Source organism: Streptomyces sp. A18 (assembly GCF_059026065.1).
In genome coordinates this window covers 1-271 of sequence record NZ_JBWLKL010000176.1, presented here as the reverse complement: position 1 = coordinate 271, position 271 = coordinate 1, and the positions used below count along the sequence as shown (strand labels likewise).

General features: G+C 63.1%; 1 protein-coding gene. It reads left to right on the top strand.

Translation table 11 applies throughout. The features are described from left to right. The coding region (locus tag AC5P1C_RS44030; RefSeq protein ID WP_493871617.1) for a hypothetical protein at positions 1 to 212 on the top strand (212 nt) is incomplete at its 5' end. Between the last annotated feature and the right edge of the window lie 59 nt (positions 213 to 271).

Below are 271 nucleotides of genomic sequence, written 5' to 3'. Positions count from 1 at the left end.
TGCTTGTCGGTCAAGCGTTTGGGGCGCCGCTCGCTGTAGCTCGTTCGCGTGATGCGTTCACTCAAGTGGCGGGAGCCCTCCCGTCCGGCTTCGTTCGTTATGCGGACGTGAAAGGGGCAGACGAGTTCGGGGAAAGGTTTCTTCCGTCGGTCGGCGCGGTGCGTGGGCTGACCAGTGCCGGAAGCGTCTCCGGGCTGTCGGATGATTTTTGAACGAGATCAGGACGATGAGAACCACACCTTGCGGGCGGCATGCGAGGGGCATGCCGGTG